A 14,905-nucleotide genomic window follows, 5' to 3' on the forward strand; every position below is an offset into this window, starting at 1 on the left:
AGTAGAAATGGAAGAAGGAAAAAATATATTTAGCAGAGAATTAATAGATGCTTTTGAAATTGCAAAGAAAATTGCGAAGAATAATTCGAATCCATTTTATGCAGGCTCCCATTTGCTAAAAGCCATTTTGAATAGAGATTTTTCTCTTTTGAAACAGTTGGAGATTCTTGGTAAAGATGTTTATTATTTGGAGGAATGGGCTGAAGTGAGAATGGAAAATGAACCCAAAACCAATAATGTACTCAACGCTGAGCCGGATGATGTTATTGACGCGATTGTAAATGAAGCCGAACTTGTAAGGGAGATGTTTAATGAAGAGGAGATTTCTCTTTTTGCAATCATGGTTGCTTTGAGTTCACCAGGAGTGGGCTTCAATTTTGATCAAATGAAAACCTATCCAATCTCTAGAAATGAATTGCTTGATGAGCAAATTATATCACCTCAAGAATCAGGAAATTTTTCAAATAAAGAAGTGAAAAAAGGATTTTTAGGAAAGTATTGTTTTCACAAAAATAGCGAAAAAAATAAAAAGCATAGAATTGCAATTGGACGGGAAGAAGAATTGAATACGATGAAAGAAATTTTGTGTCGTTTCTCCAAACCCAATGTGTTAATTATAGGGGATAGGGGAATAGGGAAGTCCACATTGATTGATAATTTGGTTCTAAATGTAATTCAGAATCAGGTTCCTGATGTGTTGCATAAAGTGCAATTATTTGAGTTGGATTTGTCTTCCTTGATTGCGGGAGCATCTTACAAAGGTGAAATTGAAGATAGATTGCGTAATTGCATTCAAGAATTGAATCAATACCCAAAAGCAATATTGATTATAGAGGAAATTCATACTTTGCTGGATAAAAATGGAGGAGATTCTGGAGTTTCAAATGTTTTAAAAGCGGAGTTAGCCAAAGGATTAACCATCATTGCGACTTCAACAATTGAAGAGTATTCAAAAAGAATTGAAAAGGAGCAGGGACTAGCTGGAATGTTTGAAATTTTGAAACTGCAAGAAACTGATGATGACACTATGTTTCGAATGGTAAAAGAATCGATACAAGTCTATCAAGAACATCATAAAATTAAGATAGATGACGAAACAATTTCAGAATCAATCCGATTATCAAGACGTTATTTGAAAGAGAAAAGTTTGCCGGAGTCTGCATTGAATCTGATAGATCATACTATGTCAGTACTGAAGACTTCAGGGGAATCATTTTTAAAAGAAAAGCAATTATTGGTTGCTAAACTTGAAATTTTAAAAGTGAATGAAAAGGATTTGTCTGAGGAACAATTGTTTAAAGAAGCAAATTGGTTCATGCAGGATTTGATAAAAAAGACAACTTTTCTAATGGTTGTTGATGAGCAAAATAGTGTTGTTTTTGAAAATTCTAAATTTTTACTGCAGCATATTGAAAGCTTAATTAATACGCTGGAAGAAAAAGCATTGGATAAAAGAGTGCACATTGAAGCTTTTGATTTATCTCTTGTGATTGCACAAAAGACAGGTATTCCCGTGGGAAAATTAAAAGAGGAAGAAAAAAACAAATTGAACTCAATTGAAGAAGTGTTGAGTCAAAGAGTAATTGGTCAGGATCATTGTATTGCTACAGTTGCTGGATCTATATTAGAATCTCGATCTGGACTAAGCAAGGCTGGTCAGCCTATTGCTTCATTCTTTTTTCTTGGGCCAACTGGAACAGGGAAAACGGAATTAGCAAAAAGTTTGGCTGAGTTTCTTTTTCAGGATGAAAATGCAATTATCCGTTTTGATATGTCGGAGTTCAAAGAAGAACATTCGGCTGCATTGCTTTATGGAGCACCTCCTGGCTATGTTGGTTACGAAGAAGGCGGATTATTGGTGAATAAAATAAGGCAAAAACCTTATTCTATTGTACTTTTTGATGAGATTGAAAAGGCTCACACCTCTGTTTACGATGTTTTTTTGCAAATAATGGACGAAGGAAAACTTCACGATCGATTGGGGAAAGAAGGGGATTTTTCGAATGCTATTGTGTTATTTACATCGAACATTGGGGCTGATCATATAGTGGAGTCTTTTGGCCGAAATGTTGTGCCAACTTCAACTTCTTTAATGGAAATTATGGGTGGTTTTTTTAGGCCTGAGTTTTTGGGAAGACTTACGGAGATTGTCCCGTTTGCTCCTATTAGCAAAGAAAATGCCCTTAAAATATTTGAAGTGCATCTCAAGAAAGAGTTTGTCGATTTGCTCAAAAATATCAGTATCACAGTCGATATTCCGATGGAAGTCAAAATGCACTTGGCCGAAAGCGGTTACAATGCAAAGTACGGTGCAAGACCTATAAAAAGTATAATTAGAAGTCATTTGAGAAGACCTCTAGCCAAGAAAATTATTTCGGGAGAAGTGCAAGAAGGGGATAGGATGACAGTCTCTATAGAAAATGGAGAAGTGAAGTGGATGAAAGAATTGGTATTGGTTGATTAATAATTTTATTAGTTTTATAATTTTGATGAAAAGCAAATACGCGAGTGCTTGCTTTTTTATTTTAACTGAATAGGAATTTAAGGATTGTCCTAAATTCCACTAAAGTTGATGATTTCGACAGTGTGAGGGATAGAAATAAGCCACCAAAGTGGCATGGATAGCCCGACAGCAATAAAAAAAGGAGCAACTAGCACGAATGTTAAGTTAGCTCCTTTTTTTATTGGTGGCACACCCAAATGGCCTTTAATATTTTTCTTATTCTTCAATAAAAAGGCGATAGGGAAAAACATTGGAGGACCTTTGTTTTAAGTATTTCATGAAACTCTCGCATAGATAATCCCATTCGGTTGTGGAAATATGTTGTTTTTCTTCAGGATTTGTTTTAATAAACACATCGACTGTTCTGCTGAAGCCTGCTTTTATTGAGATTTCTTTTCGGGTTCCTTTTTCAATTCGAACTTCTAATGCAGTAGCCTTAAAGTGATCGTAAGCAAAAGCTTTGATGTCTGCAAAAGTTACGATTCGGCCACGGGTAAGCAGGGCATTACGGTAGGCAAGGATACGATCTTTGTTGTTTTGTTTATTGATGCCACCCACAGTGTTTGTGATTAATGTGGCTTGCTTGCTGACAAAAAACAAATCATCTTTGGATTCCAGTGCGGTTCCTGCTTTGATGTCATTGCCGTCTTCGGCACATGTTGACCAGTACTGGGCTGTGAAATTTTTCCCTTTTTCGGCGTTGTGTTTGGGTCTAATCATCAAGTAGGGAGCGTTATTTCTGGAAAAACTGCTTTCTTTGGCTTGCTGTTCTACGGATGCCAATAATTGGTTTATTTCTGTGAGAGCACTTTTCATGAAATCCTGCCCAAGATCTGAAAAGGAGGAACTCTCGTCTTTTAATAAATCTAAAACATTTTGTAACAATTCGGATGCAGTTCTGGAATCGAAACGGGATACTCCGCCGGTTCTCAAAACGGCATTTCCTTCATCGACAATTCCGTCTTTGAATTCTTTTATCTCATAATGATTTCCCGATGGATCAACGACAGAATCAATGTCTAAATAGTTGTTTTCGGCTGTATCCAAGGCCATATAGCTCAAAAAACCGCTTAGTTCACGGGTTATGGCGTGCAGCCTTTTGTTGATTACTGGAAAACAGTTTGAAGTAATAGAAACGTTATCAATAATTTCAGGGACTAAGGATTCTGGAAAAATCATTTTTATCCAAATAATATTGTTTTGGTTCTCCGCATCTATTTCTTCAAACACCTTGTATTCTGGCTTGTATTCGGAAATTTTTTTATGATTCAGTTTGCCTTTTATCGTATAAAAATTATCGAAATAAAATTCATTTACTTCGCGGGATATTTCAGCCAAATGAGTATAATTCCTGTTGATTATGGACTTAATATTCATGTCGTTTATTGGAACATTGTATCCTTCCCCTATTTTTAACTGTTGGTCATCATGAAAACATTTTAATTGTTTTAGGTAATATTGAAACATCTCTTTTTGATGAGTGTTTTTTATATCAATATATAGCATTAAATCTTCCAATTCGAGGACATCAGGATTGGTGATTTCTAGGCCTAACATAATTTCACCGGGAAGCAGCACGTTTTTATAACCGCGCAAAGGCTCTTTGTAAAAAAGATTCGAAATTTCGAATAAATTACGTTCGTAGGCCATGTATTTTACATTACAGGAAGATAGTTTTACTTCTAATGTTGGTGAAAGATGGATTTCTTTTAAAATTGGCTTTAGCGGATTGTAGATGTTGTGCATCCTACGGCTAACGACCATTTGGTTTTTTAGTGAAACATTGAGGTTGTTTTCCAAAGGCAATGCGTGAAGGATACCTCTCGCTGGTTTTGAACCTGAAGTAACTTCGGGAAACATAATTTCCAAAACGCGTTCTACCACTCTGGTTTTGGAATCTTCGAGTTCGTGTGAAACTTTTTCTAATTCATAAGAAAGGGCATTTAGCAGTAAACTGACCGCCGGGTCAAAAGTGGTTTCCATTTCAATATCCGAAAACCCCCAAGCTCTTGCCGCTCTTTTCAGTACTCTATCTTTTATTCTTTCTTGTCTCATATTCTAAAAAAATGTATTGAATCTTTATTTACGATTGTTGTTTTCGAAAACGGATTTTAGTAAAATTATTTGCGTAAATATAAGAACAAAATAATTTTATTCTTATATATTATTTTTTTTAAATAAGATTTTTGTATCAAAAAAAACGTATTCTATTTTAGAAGATCAAATTGAATAAAATGGATGTGTAAGGAAGGTTTTTTTTTAATAGTTCTTGTGGGAATCACGATTGGTAATTACAGAGCTTCAAAAAAACACAATACTTAATTAGGAATTATTCTATAATTTAAATTTTCATAAGTTGTTTCTTTTATTGCAAGTCTGGGGTGAAAGATCACTTTGATGGTGTTTAACATCGGCTGTAAATCCATTGTCACTTTTTTGTTTTAATTTTGTAAAAAAATAATCTGTAGATGTATTTGGTTTTTAAGTTTTTATCGTTGCAAAAAAGGTTTTATACGTTTCGTGAATTTATATAATCGTTTTTTATAACAAGCTATTATCTTATATTCCAATGCTTATTGGGATTATTTTTTAATCCTTTCGGATAATACTCAGAATTATGGAAGCCTTTATTGTCATAACTATAAAATATATAATAGGGATATATTGGGGCTCTATCTCCATATTCTTTTTCAGTCTCATCGTTTTTAAATATTTGATCTACAAGATGTTCCTCCGTAAACTCAGCGTTATCATCTCGAATATCAACATGGGCTCCTATAAAGGCAGTATAGTAAGGCTTATAAAATCGGGTTAAGTTAAAAGATTCCTTGTAAAATGCTTGAGTATATCGTTCAGTTGTTATTCTAGATTTCAAATCAATGGAATCATTCATTTTTTCTATTAATTTTATTAACATTTCCTTGGAAGAAGGTGGATTTTGAACAATAAAAATATCACCATAGCCATCTCCAATTTTTTTAGAATCAAATTTAAGCCAATGAATTTTAGTCCCTTGCAGTCTATAAAACAATAAAGGAGATGATAATATTGCAATAATGATTAACGTAACTTTTAAGCGTTTAGTAACTTTCATTAATTATTTTTCGATATATTTTTCAATGGCATATATTGGTTATTTCTAAGAAGCATTTACTTTTTCTCAATGTTTATTGGGTTATTTTTTAGTCCTTTTGGATAATACTCAGAATTATGGAATCCTTCATCATCATATTTATAAAATATATAGTAGGGATAAATTGGAATATTCTCTCTATGTATATTGCCATCTTTGTCATTTTTATAGATGTAATCAACGAGATGTTCTTTGTCAAAATCACCATCGTTATCTACTCTAATGTCAACATAGTTTCCCAGAATAGGAGCGTAGTAAGGTTTAAAAAAACGATTTAAATGAAAACTTTCTTTATAAAAATATTGGACATAATAAGTTTTTTTATTTAATCGGTCTGTAAAATTTATTGTATCATTCATTTCTGCTATCAGTCTTATTAAATCTTCTTTTGCTGAAGGTGGATTTTGAATAATAAAGATATCACCATTGTCATCACCAATTTTTTCAGAATCAAACTTAAGCCAGTATATTCTAGTTCCTTTAAGTTTATAAAATAAAATAAGAGATGATAATATAGTAATAATGATTAAAATAATTTTTAAGCTCTTAGTAACTTTCATTGATTATTTTGTTATTTATTTTCATTATAGTCAAAAAAGTTTTATGACCATATTTGTGTTGTAATGTAAACCAACAGAGAAAATCACCACGCTCTAGTCGCTATTTTGAGTGTGCTCTGTCTTTTATTCTTTCTTACCTCATATTATTAAAAATGTATTGAATCTTTATTTATGATTATTATTTTGAAAAACGTTTATCGTTAATTAGTTGTGGTAAATTGGGTATTATTTAATTACAATACAGTATTGCTATGCATATTGTAGTAATTATTATTTTATCTTTCATTTATTATAGATTATGTAAATGTTTTTTTAGAGTATTTGTTTAACAAAAAATGAAATAATAAATAAATAATAGAGCAAATCAAAATTGGAAAAAATGATAGTTTAAAAACATAAGAATCAATATCATAGTTTGAGAACGAACTCCAATCAGACACTCTAGTTTCGAAGATATCAGTATTGATTACTTTTAGCCAAATAAAAATTAAATAGATTATCACAACAATCACAGATAAATAATCTTTTTTGTAAAAATTCAAAATAAAATGAATTATAACAATAGGGATGAAAATTAAAAAGGTAACATATTTAATTAGTACTTCATTAAATGTGCATGATGTGCAACCGGAGGATAATTGATTTGCATATTGACCCATTGATAGATATGTTTGGATAGTGGTTAGTATGGCGCAAAAAAAACCAACAATAAGAGGCTTATATGATGTTGTCATTTTTAGATTTTTTAATTATATCTTTAATTTATCTTATTGTGTAGATAAATTAATATGGGTATACTTTTAACAAGTGAGAATTCAACTATATTTTTTTAAGTAGAAATAATAGTAACTAGCAAATCGGGCTATTTATAAGAATAAACCACCAATATTTTATCTTATTTATATTCAGAAAATAAACTATTGTTTGGAATAATAACCAAGAAAAAAAACCAGCCGATATAGGAAAGATATTCAAAGCTAACCATGTCTTAGTTGGTACACCTCCAAAATCATAACAGAATAGTAAAAAGGAAAAAAATAAAACTAAAACTAAAAATAACTCTAGAATACTTCTTTTAGTAAAAAAAATGGTTTTAAATCTCATAACTAAATTGTGTTAAAAATTGTCAGTAAATGATATTTTGGTTATAAATGGTTTGTAACCTCTAAAATGTTGAAATATAAACCAAGCTATAAATATATCATAATCAAATTTTTCTATGTCTGGATAATCTAAACCAAAGTGATCATAAAAATTAAATTGAAGCTTTCCGTGAGGTTCATTATTTTTTTAGATAATATGACACTGTCCCATAAAGTGTGTATTTTTTCATGTTTATTTCTTTTTATATCCTGGTTTTTTTCCTGAGCTAAAAGCGTTTTTTAATCCATCTTCAACCTCTGTCCAGAATTGTGTATAACATAAATCATGAGATAATATAGCAACGACTTTACCATCCATATTTCTTTTAATGCCATTCTAATTTAAAAAAAAGTTTTAGAGGGGAAAAAATCCAAACTTATATCCAATTTAGGATGAATTCTAAAGCATAATGAATTAAAGTAACTATTGCACTTATAATAAGAATTGCAAAAATCCTTACAATATTTTGATTTCGTTTAATTTCTATATTTCTTTTAATATAATATAAGTCGATTAGTATAAACGGGATAAAGGAAATCAATCCAATAAATTCACCTATCCAAATTATTATTGATTCATCTAGTCCATTAAATATGGTGAAAAAGTTCGTTGCCCTAGTGGGTTTTCCAAGTTCTATTCTCATCCATCCCATTCCTGAAAATACACTTATAAGAAGCCATATTAGGTATTTAATAATTGTTGCTAAAATTTTCATTTAAAATAATTAAGGTTTAAAATAAGGGGATATTTATTTTTTTTAACAAACGGATTTTTTTAAATAAAAAAATGTCTATTTAGGTTTATATCCAGTGTTTTTACCCGAACTAAAAGCAGATTTCAATACCTCATCGACCTTTAGCCAATATTGAGTATGACTCAAACTGTGCGAAACTGTCGCTAAATAAGGAATACTTCCATGTTTTTTAGCCATTTCTATGCTCATATCTGATTTTGCAACAAGATCCGCATTATATTTATTTACAAGATTCTTCACTCCCCAAATTTGATGTAAAACTGAATAATTTCATCACTTTTTATTAATTATGAGTAATTACGGATAATCAATAATTTTTTAATTATATTTATTTATAAACATTTTAGAATATACAATTACTACTATTATTATTAATAGAATTGATAAACACACTGGAATAATCCATAAGTCTAATACTTGTTGGGGCTTATATACAAAAAAATAAATACCTATTAATAATAGAATATTAAACAATGATAAAATAGTTGATTCAATCAAAGCAATTGGTATATGGCTGTTCCCATGTTTATTAATATAATATAAATATCCAAAGCTTATAATCTGAGCAACACTGATTAGAACTGGAAATAGTATGTTTTTATTCATTATTTTCTTTTGAATGAGCTGATTATTGTGTTAAAATTTAGGCTCTCTCATCATTTTGGCGCGTTCAATTTCAAATTTTCTTTCGATTTTGGGATCTGCTTTTTTGCCTTGTTTCTTTTTATATGCATCTAAGGACTGGATATGCAAATAAAAACTACACATTAAGTTAAGCTACATTTTTGTAATTAATTTGATTATTAAATTCTTCAATAGTTGCATAGTTCAAAGTAGAATGTCTTCTTTTTCTGTTGTACCAAATTTCAATATATTCAAAGATTTCCAGTTTCATTTGTTCTTTAGAAATCAGTTTGTTCCCATAAATCAATTCGGTTTTCAAAGATTTGAAGAAGCTTTCCACTACAGCATTATCCCAGCAATTTCCTTTACGACTCGTACTGCGGATTATTTTTTTATAGGAATCAAGAACATTTACAAACTTTTTGCTGGCATATTGGACACCTCTGTCGGAATGAAAAATCAAATCTTCTTCAATATCTCGATTTTTAATCGCCATTTTCCAAGCTCCAAGCGTTGTCTCCTCAGTACTCATTCCATCGTTTAAACTCCAGCCGATAATTTTTCTGTCGTATAAATCCATAATAGTGGTAAGGCATACAAATCCCTCTTTAGTTTTAATATATGTAATATCCGAAACCCAAACTTTTGAAGGCATTTTTACAATAAACTCTCTGTTTAATACATTTTCGACAACTAAATAATTATGATTTGAGTTGGTTGTAACTTTGAACTTTTTGCTTAATTTGCTTCGTAAGCCAAGTTCTTTCATGTATTTTGCAACTGTAATTTGTGAAACTTTGTAGCCTAAATGCTGTAATTTCAATGTTATTCTAGGACTTCCATATCTTTGTTTGGCTCCAAAATAAATCAATGTTATCTGTTCTTTTATGGCAATTTTTAGTTGTTGTCTTGCGGTGATTGCTTGTTTTTTCCATCGGTAATAACTTCCGCTACTTACTTGTGAACTTTGCACATTTTTTCAATCGGGAATAGTTGTTCATTGCTTTTTATGAAACTATAAATCATCGACCGCTCTTGGAAAAAATGCCGATTGCTTTTTTTAATATATCACGTTCTAACTCGGCATCTTTGAGCTTTTTCTCTAGTTCGTGGATTTTTTCTTGCTCAGGAGTTAGTTTTAAATTCCCTTTCCCAGGAAAACGTCCTTCTCCAAATTCCTCGAACTCTTTACGCCATTTATACAACTGTGGTGCTGTTATTCCCAACTCTCTGGCAAGTTCTGATACATTTGTTCTCTCATAACTCAATTGAACGACTTTTTCTTTAAAAGCTTTGTCATAAATTTTGCGCACTTGTTTCATAGGTTAAAATTAAGATTATTTCTTAACTTTCTGTAGTGGCTAAGTTAGCATGTCCAATAAAATTTTTCTTCGTAACCTGCATAATAAATTACATCGGCTCCTATAGGTGTGCCGTGCTGTGGTGTCCAAGCACTAGGAGACCACCCCCGCCCTCCACCAGATCCTCCAAAAGGCAAAGTGGCAGGAATGCCTTCGAGCGTAATAATATCTCCCCGAACAAATTCTACACAATATACATTTTCATTTCCTTTTACAGATAGTTGTGGCTGACAGGCAGTACTCTGCCATTCGTATTTGTTTTTCATTTGGCAACTGGCATTTAAACTTACTATTAATAAAATTAAAATTTTATAAAATTTATTCATGATGTATTCCTTAATACTCTTAATAATTCTAAGTTTAAATTGTTTTATTAGTAGGACCCTTTGTACATAACTGATCCTTTATAAATTCGTACACTGTCTACTTCAACAGGTTGGTTATTTAAAAACAATTCCAGTTTTTTGTTGTCTTTACTTATTTTTACCTCAAATTCCTGCTTATCCTCAGCTTTGAAGTTTTTGAATTTTTCGAATATCACTTTCTCATTTAAAAAGATATTGCCACGAAAACGTTCACGCCCACTGGTTTCCCAGTCCATCTCCAGAATTTGCGGTAAAGCCCGATTGTCATAACTGGTTGCCGGTAAGGGAGGCATAAAAATAATATCTTGTTCCCCATTATAATTGGTAAAACAATATTGAAATAGACGCAAATTGGGGTTTTCATTTTGCATCACAACCCTAAAGGTATAGCGTTTGCGGTACATATCCCACTGGGCACAGGAAGCATTGGGCATAAAATCACGTGCCTTTACCTCTTCACGGTTCATAGACCAATCCCTAAAGAGTTTTTTCTCCAATTCCTTATCATCAGTAATGACTTCTGCCTGATAACGCCCCAATTCAATCCTGATAACACCATATTCTTTCCAGACGACCACCATACCTTGTGGCGCAAAACCAAAAATTAATCCTGAAAATTTTTCATGGTTATCATCATAGTATTGATAGGTTGTGTCCACTGCTTTTTTCATCTCTTCTACAGGAAAATCTGTTTTAAGATGGTAAAATTTATCTTCGTAACCTGCATAATAAATTACATCGGCTCCTATTGGTGTACCATGTTGAGAAGTCCAACTTTTTCCAGAATCTCCCCAACGACCTGAGGAGCCTCCAAATGGCAAAGTGGCAGGAATGCCTTCGAGCGTAATAATATCTCCGCGAACAAATTCTACACAATATACATTTTCATTCCCTTTAACAGATAGTCGAGGCTGGCAGGTATAACTATCCCATTCGTATTTGTTTTTCATTTGGCAACTGGCATTTAAACTTACTATTAATAAAATTACAATTTTATAAAATTTATCCATGATGTATTTCTCTTTTTCGTTTTTCTATAGGCAATACTTCCTCGAATCTTGGACCTAAACCAAACTTATCTGCCTTTACTGACCAGTGCAGATACTCGTGACGCAGTCTTTTTAAATCTTCAGGCTTTATATAATCAAGATAACTTATTTTTGCTGACTCTGCAATATACTGCTGTGTATCTTTTTTTTCTTTGATGGAATCATTTCGATGCGCCATAACTGCCTTACTGTAAGTGGTTAACTGCTCAAAAATATCGGCAATAAACGGATCTGAAATATTTGTTTTTTTCTTCTCTCTTCCTTCATCATATTTTATATCAAACTGTTTCGAGACCATAATCATTTTATTCAGGGGTACTTTATCATATGTATTTTGTAAAGTGCGGGTACCTACAAGATAGGTTTTACTTTCGTCATATTTAAATTCAAAAGTCAGTTCATGCGGTTCGTACCATCCTTCTTCCACTACTATTTTTTTAAAAGCAGCAGCTTTTTTAGTATACGGAACTGTCTCGCGGTTCTCGGTGTAGGTTTCAGTATAGATTTCGCCATAAACAGCAGAACGTTCTTTATCATTTTGCAGATACGAACCGCCAATATCGGAGTGTACGCCGGGAAGTATTAATTCGAGGCCGTGTATGCCGGCACTGTGAATATCCGTTAAATCGAAATTTTCGCGGTATTCATCAGCTGCGGATAGCTGAAATACCATTCTTGCTTTTTTTATTGCATCAAGACCTAATTCGGAAACATCGTTGCCATGGTAGATTCCGTGCGAAGAAACCGTATCGTATAGACCCACAAAATTGAACGCTATTTTTTTTACCTCATACATACCATTGGCAATCAGGCATTGCCCAAAATAGCCATGATTTATCACTAATTGTTTTGGATATGGGGCTTTTGTATTGTCCTCGTTTTTGGGATGGGTCAGGGGTTTGTTTTTCCCCGGAAGATAAAAAGACCCATTAGATAAAATATTTGCCGTATATGATTCATTTGTAATATGTAAAAAGTGCCTAGCCGTTGCTGCGCCACGGCTAAAACCATATACATTGATCGTCAGTAAATCAATAGGTTTCCCTTTGGAAGCTTTCTTAACTTCTAATGCTGCTTTTTCACAACCTCTATTTACTTTGTCTTTTAAGCCCGAATGCCAAAATCCGGCACTTTGTGCTATACCAATGGGCAGGGTATCATCTGAATCCAAATCGTTCGTGCCTACCCCTTCGACATACACTGATTTTTGTGTTGGCTCATCTACAGAAACTGCATCATAAGCCCTTGCCACGTTGGTAAAATCATTTTCATAACTATCGTCTTTTTTATTAGAATTTTTTTGATAGGCACTGTCATTTTTTTCTCTGGCTTCTGTATTGATTTTATTATTTGTTGTACCATCAAAAAATATATTCAGGGTAAGTTCCAGCCTGTTTGACATTGTATCAGCAGGATGTAAAGGTTCGTATTCTTTATGAATAATTCCATTTTCTTCTCCATGCCAATTATTTTGTGTGGCGGCATAAAGATTATAATCACCATCAGTTGCATGTAAATCCATTATTCCTGTGGTGGCATTCTTCATTTCTCCACCAATAATTCTTGTAATACTCATAGTTAAGCGTTTTTGGATTTTTCGCCACTATGTGAGTTTACGTTTTTGGCACTTTTTATATTTATTGCAGCTTCTGTACTATCTAAAATTACCAATTTTGCTGTTTCTTTTCTCTCCTTACTTTCTGACTCTCTGTTTCCTTTTATAAGTTCAAAGAAACTTCCCTCTACATTTGCTAAAAAATCACCGGTTACAGATGTCATTTTCATGGCACCTATACTTTCTGTGTTGTTCATACCAATAGTATCAGATTTATTCAGTGCTATATTTGTAGTCATATTTTCCCCAACGTTTATGTTTAAATTTTTGCCGGCTGTAAAAGTTATATCATTTGGTGCATTCACACTAATATTTCCTTTTCCATCCATTTTCCAAGTATTGCCACTTGGGTCTTCGATGAATACACTTCCTTCGGCATCATTAAAAATCATTTTGGTTCCAGAGCGGGTGTGAATCACTTTTTGATCATTGCCACTGGTGTTGTATCCTGAACTTTCACTTCCGTTGTAGTTTGTTCCCATAACATACGGTCTATCGGCATTACCGCCTTCAAAACCTATGAGCACTTCTTCGCCAACTTCGGGGACAAAATAAAATCCTTTCCCTGCACCTGCATGAGGCTGTATGAGTCGTATCCAGTCGCTTTTGATATTTCCTCCTGCCCAGTAGAACGAAACCTGTATTCTTCCCAAACCCTCGGGATCGTTGTTGTCTGTTACTTTGGCGGGCTGGGTTTCGGATTTAGCGTAGGCGTGCACATCTGTGTAATGAGGTGCAGTCACGTCGGCAGGTATGGCTTTGAAAGAACAGCTGTAATTTCCGTAAACTTCGGAATTATGTGTTGCTTCAATAACCAGTAAATTATGTTCTACCGTTTTATTCTGAATCGTGAATTTTTGACCAATTCCAAGTGGAAGATAAGAGACACCGCTGTAAAAAATACTATTTGCATCTTTACCATTGGTTTGCAATTTTACCATTTCTTCAAGAGTGCTTGAATCCGGCGCTTGGGCGGTATAAGCTCCTACTTCAAGATCGGGTTGCGCTACGGCTCCTTGTCTGTATCCCACAGCAGATGCAAAGCCATCACCGCTTCCTGTTGTGGTTTTGGCCGAGGCATTCTTGATGTTGGAAGCACTATTGTAATCGTAACCCCCCAGAGATTCTTTGTGGGAAACCAATAGGGTTTGTATCTTAAAATGATGCAAAGAAGCTCCATTGATTAATTTTACCTTACTAGGCTTTGTCTGCCCAAACTGCATGCGCATTCCATCCGAGTAAAACCATTGTCCGTAACGCTGTGCCAGCCTTTTCAGGAAACCAAAGTTGGTTTCGTTGTATTGTGGCATATAGGCCAGATTCGGTTCATAAGTTGGCACGATAGCCTCACGATTATAAAAGTCTCCCGGACCTTCGGCTAGAACGGTTTTAACAATTGTTTCTAAATCCTGTTCCATAAAGGTTCGTGATCGATTCATGTCATCTAGAAATATTGAGTGGCTTATTCCTTTTACATGTAATCCCGCAGGACTTCCGTGTAAATCAATGGACTCCAAAGAATTAATAACTCCTTTGGCCATTAGCTGGATTCCGGTAAGACTCTTGAAAGTAAAAATAACATCTCTCCCTAAATAATCCCTTATGGCTTGTGCTTGGGCGTTAGGATCTATAATGGCAGTATTCGTGTATTGCCAGACAAAGGAAAAATGATGGTGATCCGCCATTTTTTGTTCCAGCTTTAAATCATAATAAATGACGCTTGGTGTGAAGCCACTAATATCTAAATGTACTTGTTCTGCAAATCTGCTCATGAGTTTGGGGGTTTAATCGGTTAAGA

14 protein-coding genes and 1 pseudogene are annotated in these 14,905 nt (G+C 33.4%); 1 reads left to right on the forward strand and 14 read right to left on the reverse strand.

Annotation, left to right across the window (positions count from 1 at the left end; genetic code table 11):
- Window positions 1–7 precede the first annotated feature (7 nt).
- Entirely contained in the window at window positions 8–2,464 is a 2,457-nt protein-coding gene (locus DOS84_RS09795; RefSeq protein WP_111409938.1) for an AAA family ATPase, read from the forward strand.
- An 89-nt stretch (window positions 2,465–2,553) separates the two neighbouring features.
- On the opposite strand, the gene DOS84_RS18985 is transcribed toward DOS84_RS09795, so the two are convergent.
- The 14 genes and pseudogenes from DOS84_RS18985 to DOS84_RS09865 form a co-directional block, all read right to left on the reverse strand.
- Window positions 2,554–2,754, reverse strand: a complete 201-nt coding sequence (locus DOS84_RS18985) for a hypothetical protein (RefSeq protein ID WP_124020629.1) — start codon at window positions 2,752–2,754, stop codon at window positions 2,554–2,556.
- The gene (locus DOS84_RS09800; RefSeq protein ID WP_111409939.1) at window positions 2,720–4,558 is read right to left on the reverse strand and encodes a type VI secretion system baseplate subunit TssF; all 1,839 of its coding nucleotides are present in this window, start codon (window positions 4,556–4,558) and stop codon (window positions 2,720–2,722) included. The genes DOS84_RS18985 and DOS84_RS09800 overlap by 35 nt, the downstream gene beginning before the upstream one ends.
- A 499-nt stretch (window positions 4,559–5,057) precedes the next feature.
- Entirely contained in the window at window positions 5,058–5,597 is a 540-nt protein-coding gene (locus DOS84_RS09805; protein WP_111409940.1) for a hypothetical protein, read from the reverse strand.
- Between the two features lie 56 nt (window positions 5,598–5,653).
- Window positions 5,654–6,196: a hypothetical protein gene (locus tag DOS84_RS09810; protein WP_111409941.1), complete on the reverse strand. Its 543-nt coding sequence runs from the start codon at window positions 6,194–6,196 to the stop codon at window positions 5,654–5,656.
- Window positions 6,197–7,312: 1,116 nt separating this feature from the next.
- Window positions 7,313–7,468, reverse strand: a pseudogene (locus DOS84_RS19470) (DUF3289 family protein); the annotation flags it as partial.
- A gap of 63 nt (window positions 7,469–7,531) precedes the next feature.
- Window positions 7,532–7,657: a hypothetical protein gene (locus DOS84_RS19380; RefSeq protein WP_279386389.1), complete on the reverse strand. Its 126-nt coding sequence runs from the start codon at window positions 7,655–7,657 to the stop codon at window positions 7,532–7,534.
- A 58-nt stretch (window positions 7,658–7,715) separates the two neighbouring features.
- A complete protein-coding gene (locus DOS84_RS09830; RefSeq protein WP_111409944.1) occupies window positions 7,716–8,054 on the reverse strand; it encodes a hypothetical protein in 339 nt (112 codons plus the stop codon).
- 75 nt (window positions 8,055–8,129) lie between these two features.
- Window positions 8,130–8,333, reverse strand: a complete 204-nt coding sequence (locus tag DOS84_RS09835; protein WP_111409945.1) for a hypothetical protein — start codon at window positions 8,331–8,333, stop codon at window positions 8,130–8,132.
- Between the two features lie 532 nt (window positions 8,334–8,865).
- Window positions 8,866–9,690 (reverse strand): IS3 family transposase, encoded by an 825-nt coding sequence (locus DOS84_RS09845; RefSeq protein ID WP_424320172.1) that lies wholly within the window; start codon window positions 9,688–9,690, stop codon window positions 8,866–8,868.
- A 49-nt stretch (window positions 9,691–9,739) separates the two neighbouring features.
- Window positions 9,740–10,039, reverse strand: a complete 300-nt coding sequence (locus tag DOS84_RS19475; protein WP_424320173.1) for a transposase — start codon at window positions 10,037–10,039, stop codon at window positions 9,740–9,742.
- 44 nt (window positions 10,040–10,083) lie between these two features.
- Window positions 10,084–10,344, reverse strand: coding sequence for a hypothetical protein (locus DOS84_RS09850; protein ID WP_243636351.1), 261 nt, complete (start codon window positions 10,342–10,344; stop codon window positions 10,084–10,086).
- A 107-nt stretch (window positions 10,345–10,451) separates the two neighbouring features.
- A complete protein-coding gene (locus DOS84_RS09855; protein WP_243636352.1) occupies window positions 10,452–11,393 on the reverse strand; it encodes a DUF2931 family protein in 942 nt (313 codons plus the stop codon).
- A gap of 52 nt (window positions 11,394–11,445) precedes the next feature.
- Entirely contained in the window at window positions 11,446–13,068 is a 1,623-nt protein-coding gene (locus DOS84_RS09860) for a phospholipase effector Tle1 domain-containing protein (protein ID WP_111409948.1), read from the reverse strand.
- Between the two features lie 2 nt (window positions 13,069–13,070).
- Window positions 13,071–14,879: a type VI secretion system Vgr family protein gene (locus DOS84_RS09865; protein WP_111409949.1), complete on the reverse strand. Its 1,809-nt coding sequence runs from the start codon at window positions 14,877–14,879 to the stop codon at window positions 13,071–13,073.
- Between the last annotated feature and the right edge of the window lie 26 nt (window positions 14,880–14,905).

Source organism: Flavobacterium aquariorum (assembly GCF_003254745.1).
Lineage (GTDB): Bacteria > Bacteroidota > Bacteroidia > Flavobacteriales > Flavobacteriaceae > Flavobacterium > Flavobacterium aquariorum.

Coding starts and splice junctions, on each gene's coding strand:
- DOS84_RS18985 (WP_124020629.1), bottom strand. CDS start 2,754: ATGTTTTTCCCTATCGCCTTTTTATTGAAGAATAAGAAAAATATTAAA.
- DOS84_RS09850 (WP_243636351.1), bottom strand. CDS start 10,344: ATGAAAAACAAATACGAATGGCAGAGTACTGCCTGTCAGCCACAACTA.
- DOS84_RS19380 (WP_279386389.1), bottom strand. CDS start 7,657: ATGGATGGTAAAGTCGTTGCTATATTATCTCATGATTTATGTTATACA.
- DOS84_RS09855 (WP_243636352.1), bottom strand. CDS start 11,393: ATGAAAAACAAATACGAATGGGATAGTTATACCTGCCAGCCTCGACTA.
- DOS84_RS19475 (WP_424320173.1), bottom strand. CDS start 10,039: ATGAAACAAGTGCGCAAAATTTATGACAAAGCTTTTAAAGAAAAAGTC.
- DOS84_RS09795 (WP_111409938.1), top strand. CDS start 8: ATGGAAGAAGGAAAAAATATATTTAGCAGAGAATTAATAGATGCTTTT.
- DOS84_RS09830 (WP_111409944.1), bottom strand. CDS start 8,054: ATGAAAATTTTAGCAACAATTATTAAATACCTAATATGGCTTCTTATA.
- DOS84_RS09810 (WP_111409941.1), bottom strand. CDS start 6,196: ATGAAAGTTACTAAGAGCTTAAAAATTATTTTAATCATTATTACTATA.
- DOS84_RS09805 (WP_111409940.1), bottom strand. CDS start 5,597: ATGAAAGTTACTAAACGCTTAAAAGTTACGTTAATCATTATTGCAATA.
- DOS84_RS09865 (WP_111409949.1), bottom strand. CDS start 14,879: ATGAGCAGATTTGCAGAACAAGTACATTTAGATATTAGTGGCTTCACA.
- DOS84_RS09860 (WP_111409948.1), bottom strand. CDS start 13,068: ATGAGTATTACAAGAATTATTGGTGGAGAAATGAAGAATGCCACCACA.
- DOS84_RS09800 (WP_111409939.1), bottom strand. CDS start 4,558: ATGAGACAAGAAAGAATAAAAGATAGAGTACTGAAAAGAGCGGCAAGA.